Genomic DNA, 22,470 nt, shown 5'->3' with positions numbered 1-22,470 from the left:
CAGAACTGCGTGCATTGCAAGACGTGCGACATCAAGGACCCGACGCAGAACATCGTCTGGGTCACGCCGGAAGGCGGCGGTGGGCCGAACTATCCGAACATGTGATCCGGCAGGCGGGCAGGGAAGTGCCCGCTTTCGCAGGCACTTCCATCGCCGCGGTTACTGGCGGATTTCTCTCGCCACGTCCTGCAACTTCGTGAAAGCGCGATAGCGATCGTCGTGCAGTGCCGCAATGTCGCCTGCGGCCGGCTCGTAGGCATTGCTGATGTGCGACATCTTTGCCATTGCCGAGCGCAAGTTTTCGAACTGGCCGCCCGCCACGCCGCCCAGCATCGCGGAGCCGAGGAGCACTGGATCTTCCGCCTGCGTCGCGAGCAGCGGCTTACCGGTTGCGTCTGCAAGCAGTTGCCGCACGAGATCGAGTCGGCCGGCGCCGCCGCTGATCACGATGCGTTTGATCGGTGCGCCGGCCTTTGCCTGCGCTTCGATGATCTGGCGCAGGCCGTAGCCGATACTGCAGATGCCGGCAATGTAAAGCGCGACCAGACTGTCCAGATCGTCTTCCATGGTGAGACCTGCGATGACCGCTCTCGCGTGCGGATCGGCGAACGGCGCGCGGTTTCCCAGAAACTCCGGTACGACGTGCAGGCCGTTTGCCAGCAGCACAGCTTCGGACGAACCGTGCGCCGTCCGCGCCGCCTGTGCGGCAAGATCCGCAAGCATGACCGGCAGCGACTGGCCCGCCTGTGCTGCCTGGCGTTGCGCATCCGCGGCAGCGGGGTGCATCGCCAGCAGCCGCTCGATGGCTGCGCCGGCCACCGACTGCCCGCCCTCGTTGAGCCACGCGTCGGGCACCATCGCCGAAAAATACGGCCCCCACACGCCCGGCACGAAGACGGGATCGCGCGTCGTCGTCATCGTGCATGACGAAGTACCGAAGACGTAACCGAGGCACGCTTCGGGTTCGCCATCGGCGCCGACCGTGCCAATCCCGCCCGCATGGGCATCGATTACGCCCGTGGCAACGGGGGTGCCGGCGTTCAGGCCAAGCTCGGCGGCGGCCTGTGCCGTCAGTCCGCTTCCGAGCGGCGTGCCTCCATCCACGACGCGCTGGCCGATGCGCGCGAAGCCTTCATCGGCCAGCACGCCGAGGCCTACGGTGCGGAAGTAACTTTCGTCCCAGCGTCGTTCGTGCGCGAGATAGGTCCATTTGCAGGTCACCGTGCAGGTCGATCTGGACAGATCGCCGGTCGCGCGCCAGGTCAGGAAGTCGGTCAGATCGAAGAACTGCCATGCCGCCTCGAACACGGCCGGCCGGTTTTCGAGGAGCCACAGCAGCTTCGGCGTCTCCATTTCCGGCGAGATCCTGCCGCCGACAAACTTCAGCACCGCGTGACCCGTTGCGTTGATGCGCTCTGCCTGGTCGACCGCGCGGTGATCCATCCACACGATGATGTCGCGCTCCGCCTTTTCGGAAGGACCGACGGGCAATGGCTTCCCGCCGGTGCCCAGCACAACGAGCGAGCAGGTAGCGTCGAACCCGATGCCCGCGACCTGATCCGGCGACACCGCAGACTGCGAAAGCGCATCCTTCACGGAATCGCAGACGGCCGTCCAGATCTCGCCGCTCGACTGCTCGACGATGGAGCCGCTTGCATGGAACAGCGTGATGTCACGCTTCGCCGAAGCCAGCATGTGCCCGGTCACATCGAAAATGCCGGCGCGGGCGCTGCCCGTGCCGACGTCGACGCCGATGACATAACGCGTGCTGCCGGTCGCGCCGGAGGCTGGATTTTCTGGGTTCATAACTCGCTGTCTGTCCGTTGTCGGTTACAGGTCGCGCGTCAAAGATCGACGCTGTTCGGAAGAATGACGATATCGCGAACGGTCACGTTACGCGGCCGCGTCAGCATGAATACCACCGAATCGGCCACCTCCACCGGCTGCATCAGGCTGCCCGAGGCGAGCGCTTCTTCCATCTTCGCTTTCGGCCAGTCGTCGAGCAGCGCGGTGACGACCGGACCCGGCAACACCGCGCCCACGCGCACGCCGTGTTTGGAGAGCTGTCGGCGCGTCGTATGCACGAACGCCTGCACCGCGAATTTGGACGCCGTGTAGACCGGTTCCCATACAACCGGCACCATGCCCGCGATCGAACTGGTGAAGACGATGTCGCCCGACTTCTGCGCAACCAGGTGCGGCAGCACGGCGTGCACCGAGCGGAACGCGGCACTCACGTTCAGATTCAGCACGCGGTCCCACTCGTCCGGATTGCCGTCCACCACTTCGCCGCCCACATAGGCGCCGGCATTCGCGTGGAAGATATCGAGGCCACCGGCGAGGGCAAGAATCTCCGGCAGCATCGCGGACACTTCCGCGGGCTTCAGCAGGTCGACGACGAGCGGCAGCGCGTTCGGACCCAGTTCGGCGCAGAGTGCCTTGAGCCTGTCCTCCGCACGATCGATCAGAACGACCTTCACACCTTCCGCGATCAGCGCACGCGCGCACGCGAGGCCGATACCTGATGCGGCGCCTGTGATGGCGGCAATTTTTCCCTTCAACGATTCAGACATTTAATGTTCTCCGGTCCCACGTAACGTGGTTGCTGTGTTGCTGGAATCAGGCGCGGCCATGCGAGACGCGAGACTGCCGGGCGAGCGAATCGACGATCACCGCAATCGCGAGTACCGCGCCCGTGATCATGAAGCGCAGCGACGACGACAGGTTCAGGAGCGTCAGCCCGCTCGCAATCGACTGGATCACGATGATGCCGAGTACCGCCGAATACGCGCTGCCGCGTCCGCCAAAAAGGCTCGTGCCGCCGATGACAGCCGCCGCGATGGCGTTCAGGTTCACGTCGCCGGTGCCGGCCTGCTGGCTGGCCGAAGCAAGCCGCGCCGCGGTCAGCACGCCGCCGAGCGCGGCGAGGCTCGCGCACAGCACGAACGCGCTGGTGTAGATGGCGCCGACGTTGATACCAGCCCGCCGCGCAGCTTCGTGATTGCCGCCGACTGCGTTCATCGAGCGGCCCCACCGCGTTCTCTTGAGCGCGTAGTCCATCGCGACCGCGAGGCCGAGGAACACGCCGAACATCAGCGGAACGCCGCGCCCCTGGTTGAGGTACGCAACCACGCCCTCGAGCAGCACGGTGATTGCAACAGCACGCGAGAGCAGGCTGCCGACAGACGGCGCCGAGAGATTGGACGCACGGCGCCGCTCGCGCGTGCGCAACCCGATCACCAGCATGACGACACCCGGTACCAGCGCGATGAGGTACGAAACGACGGCAGGGATGATGATGAGTTGTCCGAGGTTCACCATCGTCGAACCGTAGGGCAGGTTGATCGATCCGGTCGCGCCGAGCACGTAAAGCTGCATTCCGAGAATTGCAAGCAGGCCGGCCAGCGTCGCGACGAAGCTCGGCATGCCGAGCCGGTTGAGCAGCAGTGCGTAGATCGCGCCGACTACCGCGCCCACCACAACGGCAGCGACGATGGCGAGCAGCACCGGCCAGCCGTGATTGACCCACAGCATGCCGACGAGTGCCGAGGCGAAGCCGCTCATCGAGCCCACCGAGAGGTCGATCTGTCCGACCATCAGTACGCAGACGATGCCAAGCGAAATCACGCCGACCGTCGAGCAGTCGAACAACAGGTTCACCAGGTTGTTGGCCGAGAGGAATACCGGGTTCAGGCTCGTGAACACGGTCCAGATGATGACGAGGCCCGCGATGACCGGCAGCGATCCGAGATCGCCCGAGCGCACCCGCTCGACGAACGCGGACACGGTGCCGCTCACGCCGCTCGCGTGCTTCACGCGGACGTCGCTTCGATCGAGCAGCGTCGACGGTTTCGGGCCACCTTGCGGTTCGGGCTGCGGGGCGCCCTGCATTTCTTTACTCATGATCGTTCCTTTGGTCAGGCGTCCTGTCCGGCCTGGCGCCGGACGGCGCGGCGCGACACGGCGTTCTCGGTGGCGCCTGTGATCGCGGCCACCAGCTCTTCATTCGACGAGTCGGGATAGAAGACGCCGTTGTTGCGGCCGAGCCGCAGCACGACGATCCGGTCGGCGACGGCGCGCACGTCCTCCATGTTGTGGCTGATCATGATCACCGCGTGGCCGCGGTCGCGCACCCGCTCGATCAGGTTCAGCACTTCGGCGGTCTGGGCCACGCCGAGCGCGGCGGTCGGTTCGTCGAGCATGATCAGCTTCGGGTCGAGCAGCAGCGAGCGCGCGATGGCCACGGTCTGGCGCTGTCCGCCCGACAGCGACGCAACCACGTCGCGCACGCTCGGGATACGCGCCGACAGTTCGTTCAGCAACGTCCAGGCCTTCACTTCCATCGCGACCTCGTCGAGGCGCAGCGGATTCAGTTCGCGCCCGAGGTAGATGTTCGCGACGACATCGAGGTTTTCGCACAGCGCGAGGTCCTGGAACACCGTGGCGATGCCGAGGTCGAGCGCCGCCGCCGGATTGGGCAGCGTGACCGGGTTGCCGCCGAACGTGATCGTGCCGGTGGTGGGTTGATGCACGCCGGCGAGCACCTTCACCAGCGTCGATTTGCCGGCACCGTTGTCGCCCACGAGCGCGACGACTTCGCCGGCATGCACGTCAAGCTCGATGTCCGTCAGGGCCGAGACCGCTCCGAAGTTCTTCGAGACGCCGCGCAGGCTCAGCACCTGCTCGCCGGGCGCGGACCGTGTTGTGGAGTTGTCAGTCATTTGACGGATACCTCATGATGAGTAAAGGGACCCGGCACGCGCCGGGCCCCGTCCGGGGCCTGTAGCGGATATGCGCCGGATCAGTTCGTGATGCCCAGCTTTTTGCACCCTTCGGCATAGCGGTCGGTGCACAGGTCCTTCGCGCTCGCAAAGCCTTTGTCGACCACCTCGGCCTTGAGGTTCTTCGACGTGATCACAGCAGGCTTGAACAGCTGGGACGGCGTGTTGAAGAGGGTCGTTTGGCCCTTCGGCGCCTGGCCCGACAGGAAGCCGACCGCCACCTTTGCCGCCGCGGCCGCGACGATTTCGCTCGGCTTCAGGATCGTGTTGTACTCGTCGCCGGCGATGATGAGTTGAAGCCCTGCGGTCGTCGCGTCATTGCCGGTGACAGGCGGGACCGGGTTGACGCCTGCTGCCTTGAAGGCCGCGACGGCGCCGCCGCCCGTGCCGTCGTTGGCGGCCACAACACCGACGATCTGCGGCCCGAAGCGCGTGATCTGCCCGCTGACCCATTGCTGGGCCTTCGGCGGCGCCCAGTCCGGCGTGTCGTACTCGGCGAGCGTCTTGTAGCCGCTGCCCTGCAGCCCGGCATGGATGCCCTTCTTGATGAGGCCCGCAGCTGCGTCAGTGGGCGAACCGTTGACTTCGAGCACGCCGCCCTTCGTGGTCGGCACGTTCGTTTCCTTCAGATGCTGGACGAGCGACTGCGCGATGGCCTTGCCGATGCCTTCGTTGTCGAACGACACGTAGTAGTCCGCTGGCGTCGAAGGCACGGGACGGTCATACGCGATCACCTTGATGCCCTGGCTCTGCGCCATGTGAACCAGCGACGCCGCCGCCGTCGAGTCCACCGGGTCGAGCACGATCACCTTCGCGCCCTGCGCGATCACCGAATTGAACTGCTGCTGTTGCGTGGCGACGTCGGCATTGGCGTTCTGGTAGAGCACCTTGCAGTCGGGGCACAGCTTGCTCATCTCCGCCTTGAAACCGGGGAAGTCGTGTTGTTCGTAGCGCGTGGACGCCTGGTCGGGCATCAGGAAGGCAACCGTGCCGCTGGGCGCCGCCAGTGCCGCCGTGCCGCTTAACAGGCCGAAGCCGAGGCTCACGCCGAGCGCGCTGGCGCGGATCAATTGGTTCGAAAGGCTGGTCATCGAATGTCTCCGTTTTTAGTAAATTCCGGCCCAGGTGCTGCCGTGATTGAACTGCGGGTGAGGCTTTGTGTTCGACTTCACATGCTGGGTAGTGCGAAATACATCGGTTCGAATGGTGTCAGACGCGATGATCGACATGGCTAAAACTCCGCGCTAGCCGAACGATGCCAAAGCTGGCGCGTCGTCAGGCGATTCGCTCGCGCTCGCCGCATTGAGCTGTTGATACGCGCGCCATCGCGAAGGCGACATGTCCTTTTGCAGCAGGAACTGGCGGTTGAAATTCGAGAGGTTGTTGAAGCCGACCTGGTAGCAGATATCCGTGATATTCAGTTCGCCCGACATCAGCAACTGGCACGCGAGATTGATGCGAAGCCGGTTTACATACTGTACGAAGGTCGCGCCGGTCTGCCGCCGGAAGTACCGCGAGAAGGCGCTGACACTTTGTCCGGTGAGTTCGGCCAGCTCCACTTCGCGCAACGCTTGCGACAGGTTTCTGCCGATGTAGGTCAGCACATCGTTGATCCGTGTTTCTGCATGGCGCGCCGGGTCCACGTGGTGGGCAGCGCTTGCGAGCTTGATCGGTTCCGCGCTTTGCACGAGGAGATCGAGTAACGCCAGAAACAGCGTGATGCGCCGCACGCCTTGCGCGCCCAGCAATTCGCGCATGACCGGTTCTGCGGCGGCCCCTGTTGCTGGTGTGAACAGCAGGCCGCAGGCGGCTACGTCGAGCAGCGATTGCACACGCTTGATCTCCGGAAACACCGCGATGGCGCGCGCGACAAATCCGGCATCGAACTGCAGGATCAGGCCGCGTTCATCGACACGCTCGCCTTGCGGCACATGGCTGACCCAGTTGTGCGGCAGATTCGGCCCGGTCATCACGAGATTGCCGGGTGCGAAATTACCGATGTAGTCGCCGACGAAGTATTTTCCGGTCGTCGACGTAATGAGCTGGATTTCGTACTCGGGATGGAAATGCCAGCGCACCGTGCGATATGGATAGCCATGCGACCACACCTTGAACGATTCATCGCGCGGCACGGCGACCAGTTCCAGATCGGGCTGTGCTATTTTGGCGCGACGGGCGTTCGTTTGCCCGGTCGTTGCCCGAATGGTGTGCATCTGTCTTCCTCCCAACCAACCTTGTTTTCCGGGCGGTTCGCGTATGCCACACCGCACGCCGCCACGGGATGAAAGTTAGCCCTGTCGAGGAGAGATCACCACTGAAAATACAGCCGCTCACCGATACTTTATTGCATTCGGGTAAGCCCTTACGGCCTCAGGCGTCAAATTTTGTGCGACGCAGCAGGTTGGCGGCAGGTCGCGCGCATCGACGGCGACAGCGGCGAAGCCCGTTCGCGTCGCGTTATCTATCCGTCACCGGCTCGCCACAAATAGATACAAGGATGTGCGCTCGTGCTCGCTCGAATGACCCGTAGCATTGCAGCCGGATGCGCTGGTCGAATCGCGCAAACCCTGGACGTCCTGCGTCGCGAGCCGTGCAGGCGGTCGCACGAGCAACCGGAAGATCGAGCCCGGTTCCGGTGTCGTGCCGTTCGTATTGAACGGCAATCGCCCCTACGCTCCCTGACGCAAGGTTTTCGCGGCGGCGACCATGTTCCTGAGCGCCGGAATCACTTCTTCCCATGCACGTGTCTTCAGGCCGCAATCCGGATTGACCCACAGACGTTCCGCAGGAATGCGCTCCGCTGCCTTCTTCATCAACTGGACGATATGATCCTCGCCGGGAATGTTCGGCGAATGGATGTCGTACACGCCGGGACCGATTTCGTTCGGGTAGTTGAAGTGATCGAACGCATCGAGCAGTTCCATGTCCGAGCGCGACGTTTCGATCGTGATGACGTCCGCATCCATATCCGCAATCGAAGCGATGATGTCGTTGAACTCGGAATAGCACATGTGCGTGTGAATCTGCGTTTCGTCCTTCACGCCGTTGGCGGTGATACGGAACGATTCCACCGCCCATTGCAGGTATTCGTTCCAGTGCGACTTGCGCAGGGGCAGTCCTTCGCGAAGCGCGGCTTCGTCGATCTGGATGACACGTACGCCGGCCTTTTCGAGGTCGAGCACTTCTTCGCGGATGGCCAGCGCCAGCTGGTAGCACGACACGGAGCGGGGCTGGTCGTCGCGCACGAACGACCAGTTCAGGATCGTGACCGGTCCGGTCAGCATGCCCTTCATCGGTCTGGTCGTCTGCGACTGCGCGTATTGGGTCCACTCGACGGTTATCGCCTTCGGACGGCTGATGTCGCCGAACAGGATCGGCGGCTTCACGCAGCGCGAACCGTACGACTGCACCCAGCCGAACTGGCTGAACGCATAGCCATCCAGTTGCTCGCCGAAGTACTCGACCATGTCGTTACGTTCCGCTTCGCCATGCACGAGCACGTCGAGGCCGAGCGCTTCCTGTTCCTTCACGGCGCGGGTGATCTCGCGCTCCATCGCCGCCTTGTAGCCCGTGTGATCCAGCGCGCCCGCCTTGAACTGGCTGCGTGCGTGGCGGATTTCGCCGGTCTGCGGGAACGAGCCGATGGTGGTCGTCGGGAAGGGCGGCAGGTTGAGAATCGCTGCCTGTTTTTCGGCGCGCAGCGGATACGCGCTTGCGCGCTTGCCGAGCGCGGCGTCGATGCGAGCAATCGCCGCCTTGACCGCCGGATTATGGACGCGCGGCGAGGCACGACGGTTTTCAATTGCGGCTGCGTTGGCCTCAAGCGCATCGGCAACCGATGCGCGGCCATTGTTCAGCGCGCCGGCCAGCACGCTGAGTTCATCGAGCTTTTGCAGCGCGAAGGCAAGCCACGACTTGATTTCGGCGTCGAGCTTCTGTTCGCTGTCGAGATCGACAGGCGTATGCAGCAGCGAGCACGACGGCGCGATCCACAGCCGGTCGCCCAGCGAGCGATAGAGCGGTTCGAGCCACTCCAGCGCCGCGTTCAGGTCGGTCTTCCAGATATTGCGGCCATTGATTGCGCCAACAGACAGCACCGTCGAATCGGGCAGTTGCGCCGCGACCAGGGCAACTTCGTCGCGTGCATTGACCGCATCGATATGGAGGCCGTCGACGGGGAGCTGGCACGCGAGCTGAAGGTTGTCCTTCAACGGACCGAAGTAGGTTGCAAGAAGCACCCGCACGCGGCGGGCCGACAGCGCGTCGTATGCCGTGACAAACGCTTCGCGCCACGCCGGCTCGAGTTCGGTCACGAGTGCCGGCTCGTCGATCTGCACCCACTCGACGCCTTGCGCCGTGAAGTAGTCGAGCAGTGCTGCATACACGGGAAGAAGGCGCGGCAACAGGGCGAGCCTGTCGGAGTCATCCTTCGCCTTGCCGAGCCACAGGTAGGTTACCGGTCCGATGATGACGGGCCTCGCCTTCACGCCGAGCACGCGCGCCTCGGCGAGCTGCTCGATGAGGCGCGAAGGGTCGAGCGAGAAATTCGTTGACGCATCGAACTCCGGAACGATGTAGTGATAGTTCGTATCGAACCACTTCGTCATTTCGCCGGCGGCCACGCCGCCGCAGCACGCGCTGTGCTCTTGCGCGCCGTGGGCTGAACGGCCGCGCGCCACGCGGAAATAATTGTCGAGCCTGTCGCCATGGAAACCGCGCACGCGCTCAGGAAGATTGCCCAGTGTGAAGCTCATGTCGAGCACCTGGTCGTAAAACGCAAAATCGCCGACCGGCGCGAAATCGAGCTTCGCCTGATGTTCCCAATGGCGCGCGCGGAGCGCCTTGCCCGTCGCCTTCAGTTCGTCGCGTGTCGATTGACCTTTCCAGTACGTTTCAAGTGCGAACTTCAGTTCACGTTTCGCGCCGATGCGCGGAAAGCCCAGATTATGTGTGGTGACCATATCGTTACGCCGTTCAGGTAATTAACTGAGAGCGATGATAGAATTTTTGATGTATGAATAAAAATGGATTAATTTCATACATCGATTAATATTTTTCATGGAGTCGAGATGCTGGAGCGGAGCCATTTAATGGTCGTCAGAGAAGTGGAGCGTCAGGGCTCGCTGACGGCCGCGGCCGACGTGCTGCATCTCACGCAGTCGGCGTTGAGCCACACCGTCAAGAAGCTGGAGCAGCAACTGGGCACGCTGGTGTGGGCACGCGAAGGGCGATCGATGCGCCTCACGCAGGCGGGTCAGTATCTGCTGGGTCTCGCGAACCGTCTGTTACCTCAGTTCGAGCAGGCTGAAGAGCGCATGAAGCAGTACGCGCAGGGAGAGCGCGGCACGCTGCGGATCGGCATGGAGTGTCACCCGTGCTACCAGTGGCTGCTCAAGGTCGTATCGCCGTATCTGGCGAGCTGGCCTGACGTTGACGTCGATGTGAAGCAGCGCTTCCAGTTCGGCGGCATTGGCGCGCTGTTTGGCTATGACATTGATGTGCTCGTCACACCTGATCCGTTGAAGAAGCCAGGACTGCGCTTTCAGCCCGTGTTCGACTACGAACAGGTGCTCGTTGTCGCCGAAGACCACGCGCTGGCGGACGTGCCGTATGTCACGCCCGGGCAGCTCAGTACGGAAGTATTGATCACGTATCCCGTCGAGACGGACCGGCTGGATATCTATAACCAGTTCCTGACGCCGGCTAACGTCGTGCCGAAGAAACACAAGGTGATCGAGACCACCGACATCATGTTGCAGATGGTGGCGAGCGGTCGCGGCGTCGCCGCGTTGCCGCGCTGGCTGGCTGAAGAGTACGCAGACTGGATGCCCCTCGTGCCGTTGCGGCTCGGCAAGAAGGGCATTTCCAAGCAGATATTTCTGGGCACCCGCGAGTCGGACGATGCAATCGACTATCTGGCGGCTTTTGTCACGCTCGCACGCGAGTCGGACTGGAGTGGCGCCAGATTCCGTTCCTGACGGGGAACGCGGCGCCGCCGGAAGATGCTGGTCGCACCGCGTGTCCTCTTACGCTACCTTGATGAGCCCGAGCTGCTGCAGGGCGGTCACGCCGTCGTCGAGGCCGACTTCTTCAACAATCTTGCCGTCCTTGAGCTTGAGGACTGTCGTGCCGGCGAAGTGCATCTTGCGGCCAGTCGCAGCGGGCAGCGCGCCGGCAAGAAAGTCGGCGAATGCGGGGCCTGTATGCGTGCCGCCACCTTCCCAGCGGCCGACGACATAGTCTCCTTCGGCGATCAGGTCGGCGGCGCCCCAGAAGTTGAGATCCGGGAATGCTTCACGAAAGCCGCTCATGAAAGCCCTGATGTCCTCGCGGCCACGGCGCGGCTCGTGAAGCGAGTAGCGCAGAAGCATGTCGGGCGCAGCGAGTTCGTCGACGATATCGAGGTTGCAGGTTTTGCCCCAGAAACTCGTGAACCAGCGACCGACGATGGCCTTGTTGTCATCTTCCTTTGACATGGTGGGTTCCTCATTGGCTGTGTTTAAAGAAGGGAAGCACGATCGCCTCTCCCTGTCTGAACACTATCGATTCAAGCCGTCAGGAACCCCCCGTTTCTTGCTGCGATACTCCAGCTGGCTGGCTAACCACGCTTAGCGAATTTCCTTGAGAACCTGATCGAGCCGGTCGCAAAAGTCGCCGCAGATCGCTTCGTCGTGAGCAATCGAGAGATAGAGCTTGGTGCCCATCGGGTTCAGGAAGACCCCACGCTTGAACAGGCCAAACATCATGCGTTTCGCCATCGCCTTGTCGCCCGAGGCCGTCGAACGATAGTCGTTGACCTTGCGATCCGTGAACACGATCTGTGCGAGCGGACCATCACCGATGACCTGTCCTGTGAGATCGTGCGTGATCAGCAACTGACGTAGCTCATCGCGAAACCACGCGCCGAGCTGATGCAACCGCTCGTACGTATGTGGCTTGCGAAGCACCGAGAGCGCCGCGTTCGCGGCCGATGCGGACACCGGATTTCCGCCGAGCGTCGAGGCCATCCATACGTAACTGTCCGTGCCGATGTGGCGCTCGTTGACGAGGTCCATGATGTCGCGACGTCCGCCAAAGGCGCCGATCGGATAGCCGCCGCCGAGCGCCTTGCCATACGCGACGAGGTCGGGCACGACGCCGTAGTAAGCCTGCGCACCGCCATACGCGAGCCGGAACCCGGTCACGACTTCATCGAAAATCAGCAGGATCCCGGCTTCGTTGCAGGCATTTCTCACGCCCTCCAGAAACCCGGGCTCGGGCGGCGTGCAGCGTTGCAGCGGTTCCATGATCACCGCCGCCAGTTCATGGCGGTTCTCGCGGATGATCGACCGGGTCGTATCGAGATCGTTGTAGGGCGCCACCAGCAGTTCGCGTTCAACCGAAGGCAGGCCTGCGCTGGTACGTTCCGGTGTGGGAAACGCGAGGTTCTTCTGCGAGAACAGACTGGTGACACCGGCTGCGTTGGCGCCGTGATACGCGCCTTCGAATTTCAGAATCTTCGGCCGGCCGGTGAATGCCCGCGCCACCTGCTGGCAATACATCGTGGCTTCGGTGCCCGATGCGCAGAATCGAAGCTGCTCTGCGGCAGGACTGATCCGGCAGATTTCCTCGGCCAGTTCCAGCACCGCCTCGTTCAGATAGGCGAAGTTCGACCCTTTGCCGGCCTGCTCGCGAACCGCTTCGACCACTTCGGGGCAGGCGTGGCCGACGAGGCACGAACCCCAACCCATCGAGAAGTCGATCAGTTCGCGACCTTCGGTGTCCCACAGGCGACTTCCGCGGCCGGCGCGAATGCTCATGAGCGCGTCGTGAGGCAGCCCGAACTCGCCGTTCGAAATGCCGCCTGGAAACACGCGCGACGCCCGCGCTGGCACGTCGCCCGAAGCGATCTGCGTTCCGTTGTCCGACGCCCTCTGTTCCTGTGTCATCGCATGCTCCTGGGCTCGCGTGGTCTTGAGAATAGCGACAAGCGTAGAGTCGGTAAGTGTCGCAGTCAAATTAATACGACTATAATTTTTTGACATTCAAATTTATAGATGCACAGGGGAGTCCGGATGCGTTACTTCCAGCTGCGCGCGTTCGACGCCGTCGCACGAGAGGGCAGTTTTTCGAAGGCGGCAAGCCTTCTGGGTCTGACCCAGCCCGCCATCACCACGCAGGTGCGCAACCTCGAGGAATCGTGCAGGCAGGCCTTGTTCGTGCGAACGAGCGACGGTGTGCACCTGACCGACGCGGCCAGGCCCCTCTTCGAGCTGACGCGACAGATGTTCTCGACCGAAGAGCAGATCGAGGATCTGGTGAGTCTCGCCACCGCGTTCAGTCGCGGCAGTCTCAAACTTGCCGCGGACGGACCTCATGTGGCGTTACAGGTGGTTGCCGCGTTCAGGAAGGAGTATCCGGGTATCGATATTTCCGTCGCGTTGGGCAGCCAGCGCGAGGTGTGGGACGATCTTCTCGGTTACCGGGTGGACGCGGCGGTGATCGGCAATGCCGCAAGCGATGCCCGCGTCATGGCCATTCCCGTTGCCCGGCAGGATATGCGCGTGCTCGTGCCCGGCGATCATCCCCTTGCGACGTATGAAAGCCTTTCGCTCGCCGATCTCGATGGACATCCCGTCATCCGCCGGGAGTTCGGTTCCAACACGCAGCGGCTCATCGATGAAGCGTTGCAGCGTGCGCAACGCTCACTTTCCACCGCGATGGAACTGGGTAGCCGTGAAGCTGTTGTGGAAGCGGTCCGACAAGGTCTCGGCATCGGTTTTGTACTCGAACGCGAGGTGCCTGACAGCCCACGCACGGTTGCCGTTCCGCTTGTGGAGCTGTGTGCCTGCAATATCGATTCCGTGGTGTGCCTCCACAGTCAACGCAAACGCGGCATCGTCCAGACGTTCCTGAGTGTGGCGGCAACGCTGGATCTGAGCGTGTCCTCCGTGAGTCATTCCGCAAGTTGAGTGGCGCAGACTCAAACCTGCGCAGATCGTCTTCGACAGACCGCTACGGCTGTTGCGGTCATCCTCTGCGGTGTGATGCCGTCTTCCGCTTGCGCGGCTCCTGCGTCCTGCCCGCGGCAAACATCGGCATGCGTTCCTGAATCCACCGGAGCAGTTCGAGCGGACCGGCGGCGAGCGGCCTGCCGGTTTTTACCAATGCTCTCGCCTGCGCACTTTCGCACAGCGGATGTGTAATCGGAACAGTCGTGAGCTCGCCGCTCGCAAGCTCACGACTGGCAGCAAATTCGCCGATGAGCGTCACGAAATTTTCCGCTGTCACAAAGCGCTTCAAGGCGCTGAGCGAGTTTGTCGTGATTGTCGGGCGGATCGTGATGTTCTCACTCAACTCCAGCATCTTCACGACATGTCCGATGCCGAATGTCGAAGGCATCACGGCCAGCGGGTACGTACGCAGATCGTCGACGCTGGCCGGTCCTTTCCTTTTGACGAGCGGATGATCCTTTCTCAGCAACAGCACGACCGGTTGTGCAGAGCTCGCGCGATATTCGATGCGCGGATGGGGCGGCGGATTGTAGGCAAGCCCGATGTGAGCCCGGCTTTCCGCGACCTCGTCCAGTATTGCGTCGACCGCGAGCATCGTCATGCTGATTTCCAGGCGCGGGTAGCGCGCGCAGAACGGCGCGATCACGTCATCGACGAGTGTATCGACAAACCCCTCGCTGATCGCCAGCTGGATATGCCCCGTCTGAAGCCCGCGTAACGCGTGCAACTGGTCTTCGAGTTTTTCCTGCTGCGAGCGGTAGCCCTGCCAGAACTCGAGCAGATGAATAGCGGCCTCCGTCGGTTTGACCCCGCGCGCCTGGCGTTCGAACAGCACGGCACCCAGTTCGTCTTCGAGCAGCCTGACCTGCCGCGTGATGACGGAGGGCGAGGTATTGAGGTGTTCAGCCGCGCCGCGAATCGTGCCGTGCGTAAGCACCTCGTGAAAATATCGCAGACGCTGCTGGTTGATCTCCCGCATTTCCTCGCTCCCGAATGAACCAGTGTTGCCCGTGGAGCAACGATATGTGAACTTAGTTGCTCTTGCTAGTGTTCTTTTGCCCTGCCACCATGAATTCAACCCCCACGACCGGGGTCTGGGAAGAAAACCGGGAGACACACATGTCAGCAATCTACCCATCGACCACGCGCGATGGGGCCGCAGCGCTTTACAGCAAGCTCAACTGGCGGCTCCTGCCGTTTCTCGTCACCTGCTACATGTTTGCGTATCTGGACCGCGTGAACGTCGGGTTCGCCAAACTCCAGATGCAGACTGATCTGGGGTTCTCCGATGCGGCGTATGGCGTGGGCGCCGGTATCTTCTTCATCGGCTATGTCCTGTTCGAAATACCCAGCAATCTCATGTTGCCGAGGGTCGGCGCGCGCCGGACATTCAGCCGCATTCTCGTGCTGTGGGGCATTACGTCGGCCTGCATGCTGTTCGTGCGCAACGTGCCGGCCTTCTACGCCATGCGCTTCCTGCTCGGCGTGTTCGAGGCGGGTTTTGCGCCGGGGATGATCTATTACCTGTCGTGCTGGTACGGCCCCGCCCGCATGGCGCGCGCCATCGCGCTCGTGTTCGTGGCGGGACCGCTCGGCGGGATTGTCGGCGGCCCGCTGTCTGCGTGGCTCATGACGAGCCTTTCTGGGGTCGGCGGCCTTGCCGGCTGGCAATGGATGTTTCTGGTGGAAGGCCTGCCCTGCATCGCGTTGGGCCTCCTGACGCTGCGCGTGCTCTCCGATCGACCTGAGGACGCACGCTGGCTGAACGATGACGAAAAACGCCTGTTGCAGCACGCGACCACGCCGGGCCAGCACCGCGCGGATTCGTTCAAGGCCGTGCTGAAAAGCCCGACGGTCTACGTGCTTGCGCTCGCGTACTTCAGCATCATTTTTCCGATCTACGCGATCAGCTTCTGGTTGCCGACGCTGCTCAAGGAACAGGGCGTCACCGATACGATCCGCCTCGGCTGGTACACCGCGATTCCCTACGTCGCGGCCGCGATCTGCATGTACCTCGCCGCGCGGCGCTCCGACCGCGTGGGCGAACGGCGCTATCACTGCGCGATACCGGCACTGGGCGCCGCGATCAGCCTGATCGCCACGATCTTCGCAGATGGAAATCTCACGCTGACGCTGGTGGCGCTGACGTTTGGAACCGCTTTTCTGTGGATGGCCTATACGGTGTTCTGGGCGATTCCTTCCGAGCTTGTCGAAGGAACGGCAGCGGCTGGCGGTATTGCGCTCATCAACACCGTCGGCCTGTCCGGCGGATTCTGGGGCCCGGCCATGGTCGGCTGGACGAAGGCATGGACGGGAAGCATGCATGCCGGTCTCTTCGTCATGGCCTCTATTGCAGCGGTCGCGGCCGTTCTGATCCTGTCGGGCAAGCTGACGCCGAGGAAGAGCCGGACGCAGCCCGCTCATCACGCGTAAGAAATTCTGTCGCCAGTTAAAGCGCTGGCATCCGGACGATTGTGTCCGCACAGGCACATGTCATTTGAGCAAAAGGTGAAGCGCATGAAAATCCTGATCGCCGGTTTCCAGCATGAAACCAATACCTTCGCGCCGACCAGAGCGTCCTATACGAGTTTCGTTCAGGGCGAGGGCTTTCCGCCGATGGTGCGCGGCGCCGATGTGCTTGCGCTTCGCGACGTGAACGTTCCGATCGGCGGGTTCATCAAGGTTGCCGAAGCAGGCGGCCACGAACTGACGCCAGTGATCTGGGCCGGCGCCAGTGCGTCGGCACACGTGACGACGGATGCGTTCGAGCGGATCGGCGGCGAGATCATCGCCGCCGTCGAGGAGGGCGGGTTCGACGCGATCTATCTCGATCTGCACGGCGCGATGGTGACCGGGCAGCACGACGACGGAGAGGGCGAGCTGCTCGAACGCGTGCGCCGGATCGTCGGCGATCGCATGCCGGTTGTCGTGTCCCTCGATCTGCACGCGAACGTCACCACGCGGATGTTCGCGCATGCCAGCGCGCTCGTCGCGTACCGGACCTATCCGCACGTCGATATGGCCGAAACCGGCGAACGCGCCGCGCGCATTCTCGATCAACTGGTGCTGGAAGGTCGCGCGCTGCAGTGTGCGGTGCGTCGCGTGCCGTTTCTTGTTCCGGTGAACGGCATGTGCACCCTGGTGGAGCCTGCGCGCGGAATGTACACGTTGCTTGAGAATCTGGAAAAATCGCCTGTCATGTCCCTGTCGTTTGCCCCAGGTTTTCCGGCGGCTGATTTCCCGGAGTGCGGTCCGACGATCTGGGCGTACGCATTCAGCAAGGATGACGCCGAACACGCGGTGGATGCGCTGTTTTCGAAAATGATGAGCGAAGAGTCGCGCTGGGATGTGCCGTTCCTGACGCCCGACGAAGCCGCAATCGAAGCGATCCGGATGAGCAGAACGTCAACCAGGCCCGTCATCATCGCCGATACGCAGGACAACCCAGGCGTAGGCGGCGACTCGAACACCATGGGCATGGTGCGGGCGCTGTTGCGCAATGGCGCGACCGACGCGGCCGTGGGCGTGATCTGGGATGCGGAGGCCGCAGCGGAGGCGCATCGCGCCGGTGTGGGCGCGCGAATTTCGGTGGCGTTGGGCGGTCGTTCTGGCGCGCAGGGCGACTCGCCGCTGGAAGCTGAATTCGAAGTCGAGCATCTGTCTGACGGGTCGTTCCGTTTCGATGGACCGATGCTCAACGGAATGCAGGGCGAGTTGGGACCGGTTGCCTGTTTGCGTATCGAAGGCGTGAGGATTGCAGTGAGCTCCGTGAAGATGCAGGTTTTCGACCGGAACCTGTTCCGCGTGGCGGGCATCGAGCCCGAACGGATGAAGATCCTCGTCAACAAGAGCTCAGTTCATTTTCGTGCAGATTTCGAGGCCATTGCCGAGGCGATTCTCGTAGCGAAAGCGCCGGGGCCAATGGCCGCCGATCCTGCTGATCTTCCGTGGAAGCGCCTCGACCCGGACATGCGCGTGCGGCCAATGGGTCCAACGTTCAGTTCCTTCAACACGGCATCCGCTTAACCCGAACCCCGGATTGCCGAATCATCAAGGAGAATCAACCATGCCGGACCCGATCAATATGCGACGCCGTCGTCTGCTGGGGACGACCGTAGCCGGTATCAGTTTGCTGGAGCTGGGACTCAGCGGCATTGCCCACGCGCAGACGAACAGCACGAATGCGGCACCGCGTGTCACGTCGTTCGACATCATCCGGCAGGTCAACATTGGCGCGCTCAGCATGGGCTATGCCGAAGCAGGTCCGCAGAACGGACCGGTCGTCATCCTGCTGCACGGCTGGCCCTACGATATCTACAGCTTCGCGGAAGTCACACCATTGCTCGCGGCCGCCGGCTACCGGGTCATCGTGCCGTATCTGCGCGGCTACGGCACGACGCGCTTCCTGTCCGCCGATACGCCTCGCAACGGCCAGCAGGCTGTGGTTGCGGTCGACATCATCGCGTTGATGGACGCATTGAAGATCGACAAGGCGATACTCGGCGGCTTCGACTGGGGCGCACGTACCGTGAACATCATGGCCGCGCTCTGGCCGGAACGCTGCAAGGCGATGGTGTCGGTGAGCGGCTATCTGATCGGCAGTCAGGAGGCCAACAGGGCGCCGCTGCCGCCGAAGGCCGAACTCGCGTGGTGGTACCAGTTCTATTTCGCCACGGAGCGCGGCTATGCGGGTTATGAGGCGAACCGCCACGACTTCAACAAGCTGATCTGGCATACGGCATCGCCGAAATGGAACTTCGACGATGCGACGTACGAGCGGTCGGCCGCGTCGTTCAACAACCCCGATCACGTTGCGGTGGTGATTCACAACTATCGCTGGCGTCTGGGGCTCGTGAAGGGCGAGCCTCAGTACGACGAGCTCGAAAAGCGTCTGGCAACGGGACCGGCCATTTCCGTTCCGACCATCACGATGGAAGGCGATGCGAACGCTGCTCCGCATCCCGATCCGGCTGCGTACGCAAAGAAGTTCACGGGCAAGTACGCGCACCGGAACATCGGCGGCGGTATCGGACACAACCTGCCGCAGGAAGCGCCGAAAGCATTCGCCGACGCGATCATCGATGTCGTGCGTATGTGACGGCGCGTTTTTGTGTCGCGACGTATCCGTCGCCGGCAAAAATCTCAAGGACGTCATGGCGGCGTTGCGCGTGGATCAGCGGCCTGCTGCAACCGGTCGCAGACACTCGCGCGCATCCGCTGCGCACGAGCTTCCGGGAATCGCACTGTCGCTATCAGGGCTGCTGTGAGGGATACTATGCGGGCAGGTGTATAAGGTCTCCCGTTTCGCAAACCACTTCACAGGAAATCGACATGTCACTCCGCATCAATGACGTCGCCCCCAACTTTACGGCCCGCACCACGCAGGGAACCATTGATTTTCATGCGTGGATTGGCGACCAGTGGGCCATTCTGTTCTCACATCCCAAGGATTTCACACCCGTCTGTACCACTGAGCTCGGTTATATGGCCAGAATCGAGCCCGAGTTCACCCGTCGCAACGCCAAACTGATTGGCCTTTCCGTCGATTCGGTCGAGAACCATGACAAATGGGTTGCCGACATCGAAGAGACGCAGGGCGCCACCGTCAAATATCCGATGATTGGCGATACCGATCTGGCCGTCGCGAAGCTTTACAACATGCTGCCGGCAGACGAAGGCGATACGAGCGAAGGACGCACGCCTGCCAACAACGCGACCGTGCGGTCGGTCTTTATCGTCGGCCCGGACAAGCGTATCAAGCTAATGCTGACCTACCCGATGACCACCGGCCGCAACTTCGACGAAATCCTGCGCGTACTCGATTCGATGCAGCTGACCGCGAAGCACAAGGTGGCCACGCCGGTGAACTGGAAGCAGGGCGAGGATGTGATCATCACGCCAGCGGTCAGCAACGAAGAAGCGGCGCAGTCCTTCCCCGGCTTCAAGACCATCAAGCCGTACCTGCGCACGACAAAGCAACCCGGTTGATCCACGGCGCGGTGGGTTCACACTGGAACGCCGCGCCCCCTCTTTCTTCAGACAGCGTAATGATGATCTTTCGCCAGCTGTTCGACGCCAGTTCCTCCACCTATACCTACCTGCTGGGTGACGGTGAGCGCGGCGAGGCGCTTCTCATCGATCCGGTTTACGAGCAGGTGCCGCGTGATCTGGCGCTGCTGGAGGAACTGGGCCTGCGGTTGCGGGCTACGCTCGACACCCACGTCCATGCCGACCATGTCACGGGCGCGTGGCGTTTGAACCAGCGCTGTGGCAGTCGTATCGCGCTCGCCGAGGCGGCCGGCGCCACGGGCGTGAATCAGCCGCTGTGCCATGGCGACCGCATCGACTTCGGAAGCCGCTACGTGACCGTGCGCGCGACACCCGGCCATACGAACGGCTGCCTGACCTATGTTCTGGACAATGAGCGCATGGCCTTCACCGGCGACAGTCTGCTGATTCGCGGATGTGGGCGCACTGATTTCCAGCAGGGGAGTCCGCAGCAGTTGTTTGCGTCCGTGCGCGAGCAGATCCTCACGCTGCCCGACGATTGCCTGCTTTATCCGGCCCACGACTATCGCGGCATCACTGTCACCAGTGTGCTCGAAGAGCGGCGCTTCAACCCGCGCCTTGGCGGAGACGTGGACCTCGGCGACTTCACCGGGCACATGAACAACCTGAACCTGCCGCATCCCAAACTGATGGCCTTGGCGGTTCCCGCCAACCTGCGCTGCGGACAGCCGGATCAGGATGCATTGCCGGCAGAGACGCCGGCATGGGCGCCGCTGACGCTGCGCTTTAGCGGAGTGTGGGAGATCGAGCCCATGACGCTGCTGGAGCATGCGGGCGCGTTACAAATCGTGGATGTGCGCGAAGCGCCGGAATTCATCGACCGGCTGGGTCATCTGCCGGGTGCGCGCCTGATACCCCTGTCGCAACTGATGAACCGACTGGATGAGCTGGACCGCGAGCGGCCAGTGGTGGCGGTGTGCCGCTCGGGCGTGCGTTCGGCGCAGGCAAGCGTCTTGCTGACGAAGGCAGGTTTTGGCAAGGTCGCAAACCTCGCCGGCGGCATGCTGCGCTGGAAGACCGAGGCGCTCCCCGTGGCGTCGGACAGCGTCTGAATGAAGCGTCAGTGTGGCGCCGGCCGATACGAACCGGCCTCCTGAAAGCCGGAAACATTTTTTCCCGACGTGTCGAATCTTGCGCCCCTGGTTCGTTGTCTCAATGACGGCACGCCGCTTGCGGCGCCTTTGTTCGATATGACAGGAGATTTGCCATGGCGATACAGAAGATCACGCCTTTTCTCTGGTACGCACGGGAAGCCGAGGAGGCCGCTGCGTTTTATACCGCCATCTTTCCCGACTCGCGGGTCGTCCGGGTCAATTCACTGCCGAGCGAATCGCCGAGCGGGCCGCCGGAGTCCGTGAAGCTCGTCGAGTTTGTGCTCTTTGGGCAGACGTTCTACGCCATGAGCGCAGGGAACCATGATCCGTTCAACCATGCGGTTTCCTTCATGGTCAACTGCGAGGATCAGGCAGAAATCGACCGTTACTGGAGTGCCCTGCTCGAAGGCGGCTCGCCGGAGGCATGCGGCTGGCTGAAAGACCGCTTCGGCGTTTCGTGGCAGATCTGCCCAAGCGTTCTCATCGATATGATGGGCGACCCCGACCGGGCAAAGGCCAGACGCGCGACCGACGCCATGATGAAAATGGTCAAGCTCGATATCGCCACACTAAAAGCGGCGTATTCGGGAACGGCGAACTAGCGAATACGCCGCGCCTGGCACGGCACCGCGCGGCATGGCAGCTCAGGACTTTGTCCACGCCGCGGCCATCGCGACTGCAAAGTCCTGGTAGGACCTGGGTTGCCTGCCGAGCAGCGTCGCCAGACGCCCGACTTCCGCTTTCGATGCGGCCGCACCGTCCTGCTGGTATCGGCTCAACATGAGGCGCATGTCGTACGCAAGCCAGCCAGGGGCGACTGACTTGAGACGCTGTTCAAGGACATCGAGATCGTCGCCGCCGTAGCGGACCGGCTGCCCCAGCACCTCGGACCAGATAGAGATGACCGTATCCGCATCGATTACGTCAGGTCCGACAAGCTCATACGTTTCTCGCGGCAACGGACCGGCGGCATGCTCACGGCGCAGAAGTTCGCGAGCGGCCGCATCGCCGATATCACGGACGTCGACCATCGAGATGCCTTTGGTGCCGATCGGCATGCCGTACACGCCGTGCGTGAGCAGCGGATCCTTCTGTCTCACGTCGTTCTGGATGAAATACGCGGGGCGCAGCACGGTCACTGGCAGATCGAGGCGTTCGATCATCCGTTCGGCCGTGTATTTGCTGGTGAAGTGCGGCACGTCGACGTAATCAGCGCCCTTGAACACCGACAGATACACGATGCCTTTCACGCCGGCGTCCCGCGCAACGCTCAGCGCCTGCAGCGCCTGGGTCAGTTCGTCAGCGGTATTGGGCGCCAGCAGGAACACTGTGCTGATGCCCTTCATTGCCTGCCGCATCAGGTCGACGTCGGAAAGATCGCCCTTGACGGCGGTGACGCCAGTGGCGAATTGAGCTTTCTCCGGTGAACGCGTCAGCGCCCGCACTTCGGCATCGCTGCCGTCCAGATGCGCAAGAACCTGCTTGCCGATCACGCCCGTGCTGCCTGTTACGAGAATTGCCATGACGATCTCC

General features: G+C 62.5%; 20 protein-coding genes. 9 read left to right on the top strand and 11 right to left on the bottom strand.

What is annotated here, in order from left to right; all coding sequences use genetic code 11:
* On the top strand, positions 1-105 hold a 105-nt coding region (locus LPA36_RS22735), incomplete at its 5' end, for a 4Fe-4S dicluster domain-containing protein (RefSeq protein WP_141667388.1).
* Positions 106-159: 54 nt separating this feature from the next.
* Here LPA36_RS22735 and LPA36_RS22730 read toward each other — a convergent pair.
* From LPA36_RS22730 to metE, 7 genes are all read right to left on the bottom strand, one after another.
* Positions 160-1,806 (bottom strand): FGGY-family carbohydrate kinase, encoded by a 1,647-nt coding sequence (locus LPA36_RS22730; RefSeq protein ID WP_228881814.1) that lies wholly within the window; start codon positions 1,804-1,806, stop codon positions 160-162.
* 38 nt (positions 1,807-1,844) lie between these two features.
* Positions 1,845-2,573 carry an SDR family oxidoreductase gene (locus LPA36_RS22725; protein ID WP_228881812.1) on the bottom strand — a complete coding sequence of 243 codons (729 nt, stop codon included), beginning with the start codon at positions 2,571-2,573 and terminating at the stop codon, positions 1,845-1,847.
* A gap of 46 nt (positions 2,574-2,619) precedes the next feature.
* On the bottom strand, positions 2,620-3,903 hold the full coding sequence (locus LPA36_RS22720; protein ID WP_228881810.1) for a sugar ABC transporter permease: 1,284 nt from the start codon (positions 3,901-3,903) through the stop codon (positions 2,620-2,622).
* A gap of 14 nt (positions 3,904-3,917) precedes the next feature.
* Positions 3,918-4,721, bottom strand: a complete 804-nt coding sequence (locus LPA36_RS22715) for an ATP-binding cassette domain-containing protein (RefSeq protein WP_228881808.1) — start codon at positions 4,719-4,721, stop codon at positions 3,918-3,920.
* Between the two features lie 80 nt (positions 4,722-4,801).
* Positions 4,802-5,872 carry an ABC transporter substrate-binding protein gene (locus tag LPA36_RS22710; RefSeq protein WP_228881806.1) on the bottom strand — a complete coding sequence of 357 codons (1,071 nt, stop codon included), beginning with the start codon at positions 5,870-5,872 and terminating at the stop codon, positions 4,802-4,804.
* Between the two features lie 153 nt (positions 5,873-6,025).
* Positions 6,026-6,994: an AraC family transcriptional regulator gene (locus LPA36_RS22705; protein WP_228881804.1), complete on the bottom strand. Its 969-nt coding sequence runs from the start codon at positions 6,992-6,994 to the stop codon at positions 6,026-6,028.
* A gap of 456 nt (positions 6,995-7,450) precedes the next feature.
* On the bottom strand, positions 7,451-9,742 hold the full coding sequence (metE, locus tag LPA36_RS22700; protein ID WP_228881803.1) for a 5-methyltetrahydropteroyltriglutamate--homocysteine S-methyltransferase: 2,292 nt from the start codon (positions 9,740-9,742) through the stop codon (positions 7,451-7,453).
* 108 nt (positions 9,743-9,850) lie between these two features.
* Between metE and LPA36_RS22695 the strand changes: the two genes are divergently transcribed.
* Positions 9,851-10,759 carry a LysR family transcriptional regulator gene (locus LPA36_RS22695; protein ID WP_228881801.1) on the top strand — a complete coding sequence of 303 codons (909 nt, stop codon included), beginning with the start codon at positions 9,851-9,853 and terminating at the stop codon, positions 10,757-10,759.
* A 48-nt stretch (positions 10,760-10,807) separates the two neighbouring features.
* Here LPA36_RS22695 and LPA36_RS22690 read toward each other — a convergent pair whose 3' ends face one another.
* Positions 10,808-11,257, bottom strand: coding sequence for an ester cyclase (locus tag LPA36_RS22690; protein WP_228881799.1), 450 nt, complete (start codon positions 11,255-11,257; stop codon positions 10,808-10,810).
* Positions 11,258-11,389: 132 nt separating this feature from the next.
* Positions 11,390-12,709 carry an aspartate aminotransferase family protein gene (locus LPA36_RS22685; protein ID WP_228881797.1) on the bottom strand — a complete coding sequence of 440 codons (1,320 nt, stop codon included), beginning with the start codon at positions 12,707-12,709 and terminating at the stop codon, positions 11,390-11,392.
* 126 nt (positions 12,710-12,835) lie between these two features.
* Here LPA36_RS22685 and LPA36_RS22680 point away from each other — a divergent pair, with 126 nt between their 5' ends.
* A complete protein-coding gene (locus tag LPA36_RS22680; RefSeq protein ID WP_228881795.1) occupies positions 12,836-13,732 on the top strand; it encodes a LysR substrate-binding domain-containing protein in 897 nt (298 codons plus the stop codon).
* Between the two features lie 58 nt (positions 13,733-13,790).
* Here the strand turns inward: LPA36_RS22680 and LPA36_RS22675 are convergent, their stop codons facing one another.
* Positions 13,791-14,753, bottom strand: a complete 963-nt coding sequence (locus LPA36_RS22675) for a LysR family transcriptional regulator (protein ID WP_228881860.1) — start codon at positions 14,751-14,753, stop codon at positions 13,791-13,793.
* Between the two features lie 140 nt (positions 14,754-14,893).
* Here LPA36_RS22675 and LPA36_RS22670 point away from each other — a divergent pair, with 140 nt between their 5' ends.
* From LPA36_RS22670 to LPA36_RS22645, 6 genes are all read left to right on the top strand, one after another.
* Positions 14,894-16,207 (top strand): MFS transporter, encoded by a 1,314-nt coding sequence (locus LPA36_RS22670; protein WP_228881794.1) that lies wholly within the window; start codon positions 14,894-14,896, stop codon positions 16,205-16,207.
* Positions 16,208-16,291: 84 nt separating this feature from the next.
* Entirely contained in the window at positions 16,292-17,800 is a 1,509-nt protein-coding gene (locus LPA36_RS22665) for a M81 family metallopeptidase (protein WP_228881792.1), read from the top strand.
* A 40-nt stretch (positions 17,801-17,840) separates the two neighbouring features.
* A complete protein-coding gene (locus LPA36_RS22660; protein WP_228881789.1) occupies positions 17,841-18,872 on the top strand; it encodes an alpha/beta fold hydrolase in 1,032 nt (343 codons plus the stop codon).
* A 233-nt stretch (positions 18,873-19,105) separates the two neighbouring features.
* Complete coding sequence (locus LPA36_RS22655; RefSeq protein WP_228881787.1) at positions 19,106-19,762, top strand: peroxiredoxin; 657 nt, start codon at positions 19,106-19,108, stop codon at positions 19,760-19,762.
* A gap of 62 nt (positions 19,763-19,824) precedes the next feature.
* Entirely contained in the window at positions 19,825-20,895 is a 1,071-nt protein-coding gene (locus LPA36_RS22650) for a rhodanese-like domain-containing protein (RefSeq protein WP_228881859.1), read from the top strand.
* Between the two features lie 155 nt (positions 20,896-21,050).
* A complete protein-coding gene (locus tag LPA36_RS22645; protein ID WP_228881784.1) occupies positions 21,051-21,539 on the top strand; it encodes a VOC family protein in 489 nt (162 codons plus the stop codon).
* A 42-nt stretch (positions 21,540-21,581) separates the two neighbouring features.
* On the opposite strand, the gene LPA36_RS22640 is transcribed toward LPA36_RS22645, so the two are convergent.
* Positions 21,582-22,460, bottom strand: a complete 879-nt coding sequence (locus LPA36_RS22640; protein WP_228881782.1) for an NmrA/HSCARG family protein — start codon at positions 22,458-22,460, stop codon at positions 21,582-21,584.
* Positions 22,461-22,470: the final 10 nt, after the last annotated feature.

The organism is Paraburkholderia saeva (genome assembly GCF_907164555.1).
Lineage (GTDB): Bacteria > Pseudomonadota > Gammaproteobacteria > Burkholderiales > Burkholderiaceae > Paraburkholderia > Paraburkholderia saeva.
The sequence above is the reverse complement of the archived record's forward strand: the minus strand, read 5'-3'. Positions and strand labels throughout refer to the sequence as shown.